The sequence below is a fragment of the Syntrophotalea sp. genome (genome assembly GCF_050253115.1).
Taxonomy (GTDB): Bacteria; Desulfobacterota; Desulfuromonadia; order Desulfuromonadales; family Syntrophotaleaceae; genus Syntrophotalea; species Syntrophotalea acetylenica.
On record NZ_JBFWJQ010000156.1, the window covers coordinates 1 to 4,522 of the forward strand.

The window sequence follows — 4,522 nt, forward strand, 5'->3', positions numbered from 1 at the left end:
CTGGTTTTCACCCTGGTTGCGTCATGGCTCTATATCCAGTTCCGCGACAACATCATGGAAGCGCGCCGCAACGAAATCCGTCACGTGGTCGAATCCGCATGGGGGCAGGTCGAGCACTTCGCCCGTATGGCCCAAACCGGGCAGATGCCCGTTGAGCAGGCACAGACACAGGCCAAGGCCGTGATCCAAAATTTGCGTTTTGCCGGCGACAACTATTTCTGGATCAATGACATGCAGCCAGCCATGGTCCTGCATCCCCTCGATCCGGAGCTCAACGGCACCTCTCTGGCGACCAGGGAAGATTCAAACGGCATGCGGATGTTTGTCAAAATGACCGAACTCTGTCGTGAAAATGGCGAGGGTTTCGTCGAATACGCATGGCACAAGGACGGCTTCAGCAAACCTGTCGGCAAAATTTCCTTTGTCAAAAAGGTCGAGGGCTGGGACTGGGTCATCGGCGCCGGTCTCTACCTCGACGACATTGAAGCGGTGCTTGCCCGGCTGTTTTACACTACCTTCGGCATCCTGCTGCTGGTTATCGCCTGCTCCATGGGTCTGGTGTTTTTCGTCACCCGATCCATTTCACGGCCGCTGAACGAATCCACTGAAATTATGGAGAAGATCGGCAAGGGTGATTTCAGCCTGCGCCTGGATCTGGACCGCAAAGATGAAATCGGACGCATGGCCAAAGCTCTCAACGAATGTTTCGACAATGTCCGCGAGATGTTCCTCAATATCCGCACCATGGGCGTGCAGATCGCCGTCAATACCCTCAAGGTGTCGTCCCAGGTGGAGATGTCCTCGCACAACAGCAGGGAGCAGGGAATCCTGGCGCAGGACATTTTTGCCAGCAGCCAGGAAACCAATGCCGCGCATGGTGAAATCTCGGCCAACACCCAGAAAATATGCGCCTCGACATCGAACAACCTCGATACGGCGCAAACCTCCTTTCAGGAACTCATGGCGACCAATGCCAGCATCAACAGCATGACGGAAAAGATTGCCGGCTACACCGTAACCATCAACAAGATGGACAGTGAATCGCAGGAAATCAAAAAAATCGTGTCCCTGATAAAATCGATCGCGACCCAGACATCCCTGCTTTCCCTCAACGCAGCCATCGAAGCAGCCAGAGCCGGAGTGGCCGGCAAGGGTTTCGCCATTGTTGCGGATGAAGTGAAGGCACTGGCCGAGCAGGTCAATGGCGCCAGCGAGGACATTGCGGGCAAGATCAACAACATGCTTTCCCACATCGAAACCTGCATCAGTGAAACCGAGGATATCAGCAACGTCGCCAAGGCAACCCAGGCAGCCGTCAGCAAATCCTGCAACGGCTTCAAAACCATGATCAGCGACCTTGAAAAAAGCGATGATCAACTGCAAAGCATTACCGCCTCGGTGGAGGAACTGTCAGCCGCCAACAACGAGGTGCACGGCAAGGTCACGCATATCAATCAGATCAGCCGCGAAGTGTCGGACACCATGGAGGAGGCCAAAACCTCGACGGAAAACCTCTACCAGATCACGGAAAACCTGCAGCGCATGAATGCCCGTTTCAAAACCGGCAGGGGATATGGCGAGTATATCGTCGGCGAATTACGTAATGCCCGTAACAAAGTTCGCAAAAACCTGGAGAAAATGCTGGAGCGCGGCATCGATATTTTTGATCGTGATTATCAGCCGGTGCCGGGGACCGATCCCGCGAAATATCGCACTGCCTACACCGACGCTTTTGGCAAAGATCTTCAGCCGATTTATGACAAACTGGTCAACGACCTGAAAGGCGGCGTATTTGCCGTCTGCGTCGATGTCAATGGCTATGCGGGGACCCACAACAGTTTCTGCTCGCAACCTGTGACCGGCGATCCGGAAATCGATGCGATACACAGCCGTGACCAGCGCATCTTTGATGATCCCAGCAGCCTGACCGCCGCGCGCAATACCGATCCGGTGCTGCTGCACACCTACCAGCGCGACGATGGAGAGATCCTGAGCGAATTCGCCATGCCCATATTCATCAAGGGAAAGCATTGGGGGGCCTTGCGGCTCGGCTGCGACCCCGAAGTGGCCATGGACATGAGCTATATTTCCTGACGGACAGTCCTTAGCGGAAAATGAAAACGCCCGCCTCCATGAACGGATGGCCGGGCGTTTTTTATAGTTAGTGTCCGTCCGGAAACTCCGGATGGATACAGCGTAGTTTTCATATGGGAAACGATCAATTTTTCGTTGTGGCAAGGAAATCAAGGGGTTGCGCGGAGGCGTACATCGGTACGCCGCACAAGCAAGCCTGCGGATTGACGCCGCCATGGCGGAAAAGGGCCGTTTCCGGATGGAAACTAGTTACTTCAGTCAAATACGCAGGGCGCTGATTTTTCACATGCAATCCATTGGAACTTCGCAAGGCAGGAAGGGCCGGTGAAGCAGCCGGTCCGGCAAACACACCAGACGGGTTTCCGGTGGCGGGCACAATTCCAGGTACAGATCCCCGCTTCTGTGGCTGCAGGATTTGGACAAGTGCACAGGCATATAGAAATCCGGCTGTATTTCGGCCAGCAGCCGGTTCATATCCCGGGTGCAGAGATGAAATGAGCGGCGGGCCTTTTGCTTGTGGTCCGCAAGAAAAGCGCATTCCCCCACAAGCAATCTGACTCCCTTGAGCAATGCGGTCACCACAGTCTGATTCTGCCTTGAAAAACCGATATCCGTCAGGTAGCCAATGGACGCACCTGACTGGCGGCGGCAAATGTTTTCATACAACTCGCGGGTATTTTCCACCAGACAGGCAATCGTATGACCATTTTCGTCAAAACGCGTCGCGTTCAGCGGGGTCCTGCCCAGCAAACCGTGATAAAATTGACGTTTAAGAACATCGATCCAGGGACCACCAACCAACCCTTGCGTGGCAATGCGCTCCGCATCCAGTGAAAAACCTGCCTTTTCGGTCAGGCGATACACCAGAACCGGGATCCGGTGACTGGCCTGCCGGGCCTCTACTTTGACCCAGCGGTTTTCAAAAATCGTCCCTCCAACACGGTCATCCTGCCCCTCAAAACAGCGGATAAAGCGTTGCGGCCCTGGGAAAATCCACCGATACACCCTGTCGCCGGACAGCTCGTGCACACGAAAGCTGCACCAGAAATGTTCGTGCAGATTCCAGTCGTAGGCCGCCAGTTTGTGCTCTACCTTGTCGGCCAGTCCGGGAGGGCCAAAGACATCAAAAGTGCGGGGCGATACAAGCACCTGCCTCACCAGGGTATCGAATCCCATGAAATGATCCATGTGCGCGTGGCTGATGAAAACAGCAGCGACGGATTTCAGCACCCGCTTGGCCAGATGGTGCAACTGACCGCAATCGAATAACAAGGAGCGGCCCCAGGGACGCACTTTGACCCACAACACCGGATCATCCAGAAGACCGGCAAAAAAGGTTGGCTCAAGATAGCGAAAGGACAAGCGGCAGGCCATGCGCACTCCGGAAATCGAACCCCACGGTACCTGTATGCAAGGTTCCTGGTCGGCGAAAAATGCAGATACTAAAACCTTGGAAAAGCCTTTACAAACAACGCTTCAGACGTCAGCATCTCCAGGGAAAGAGTGAAAATCGATGAATAACACGGCAGGAATAAAAGTATCCGCCTCATTGACCGACGTGCCGAACAACTCGGTGGTAAAGGCGCCGAAAAGCGCCATTTCCTTCACAAAATGCCCCCGAAAATCCCATCTCAATTCCGGGCATTCAAAGGGATTCTCTCCGACAAAATTAAGACTGCAGTAAAGCTCGGAGAAAACAGTTCCCGACAGATCGATGTTCGGCAGGCCGTGCTGGCGGCATATCAAAGGTCGCCAGGAATACACCAGGCAAGCACCGTTCTCGTCCAGAAACGGGCAAGGGGTAGGATCATCCTCGGGCATATCTGTCCATAGATGATCCGGCAGGTTGTTCAGCAGATAGGGCGGCTGGAAATCGGCCCACTGCTGCTGCAAAGCCTGCAATTGCCTTCGGGCCCGTCCGGCGATTTGCCGGCGGCGACCAGCAGGCAACCGCGAATAACCCTGCTGGAGCAGATAGGCATCAAGAAGGGTGATGTCAAACAACCCTCTGCAGCATGCAGAACAACCCTCACCGCAGCGGATCCGATCCCCAACCTGCATTTTGCACTGGGCAAACCAGGCGTCCACTGTCTCCAGAAGATGCCGGTATCGCAAGGCGATGGCATCGAGTGCGGATGTATTCACCATTATGAATGAGTCTCCGGGCTGTTTCAGCCGGGGCGAAACATGCCACTTTCCGGGGAAGAACGCTTTATAAAAAATCACGGCAGAGGTTGCGTCCCTCGCGAAGCACAATTTACAAATCCGATGGTGCCGCAAAAAATCCGTTCTACAGCGTTATGGCGTTTTTTACCACCAGAACACACGACAAACATGCCTTCACCCCTGAAAAACCCCAAGCCCTGCAGGACGAATTTTTTGCCTGGACGTCCAGGTTTTCACAAACACCTCAATCTAATCAGTAAAA

At 54.2% G+C, this 4,522-nt stretch carries 3 protein-coding genes; 1 reads left to right on the plus strand and 2 read right to left on the minus strand.

What is annotated here, in order from left to right; translation table 11 throughout:
- A partial coding sequence (locus tag AB7E65_RS12085; RefSeq protein WP_428746031.1) for a methyl-accepting chemotaxis protein occupies positions 1-2,094 on the plus strand: 2,094 nt, incomplete at its 5' end.
- A 282-nt stretch (positions 2,095-2,376) separates the two neighbouring features.
- On the opposite strand, the gene AB7E65_RS12090 is transcribed toward AB7E65_RS12085, so the two are convergent.
- The gene (locus tag AB7E65_RS12090; RefSeq protein ID WP_428746032.1) at positions 2,377-3,468 is read right to left on the minus strand and encodes a ribonuclease Z; all 1,092 of its coding nucleotides are present in this window, start codon (positions 3,466-3,468) and stop codon (positions 2,377-2,379) included.
- Between the two features lie 102 nt (positions 3,469-3,570).
- The gene (locus AB7E65_RS12095) at positions 3,571-4,242 is read right to left on the minus strand and encodes a YkgJ family cysteine cluster protein (RefSeq protein ID WP_428746033.1); all 672 of its coding nucleotides are present in this window, start codon (positions 4,240-4,242) and stop codon (positions 3,571-3,573) included.
- Between the last annotated feature and the right edge of the window lie 280 nt (positions 4,243-4,522).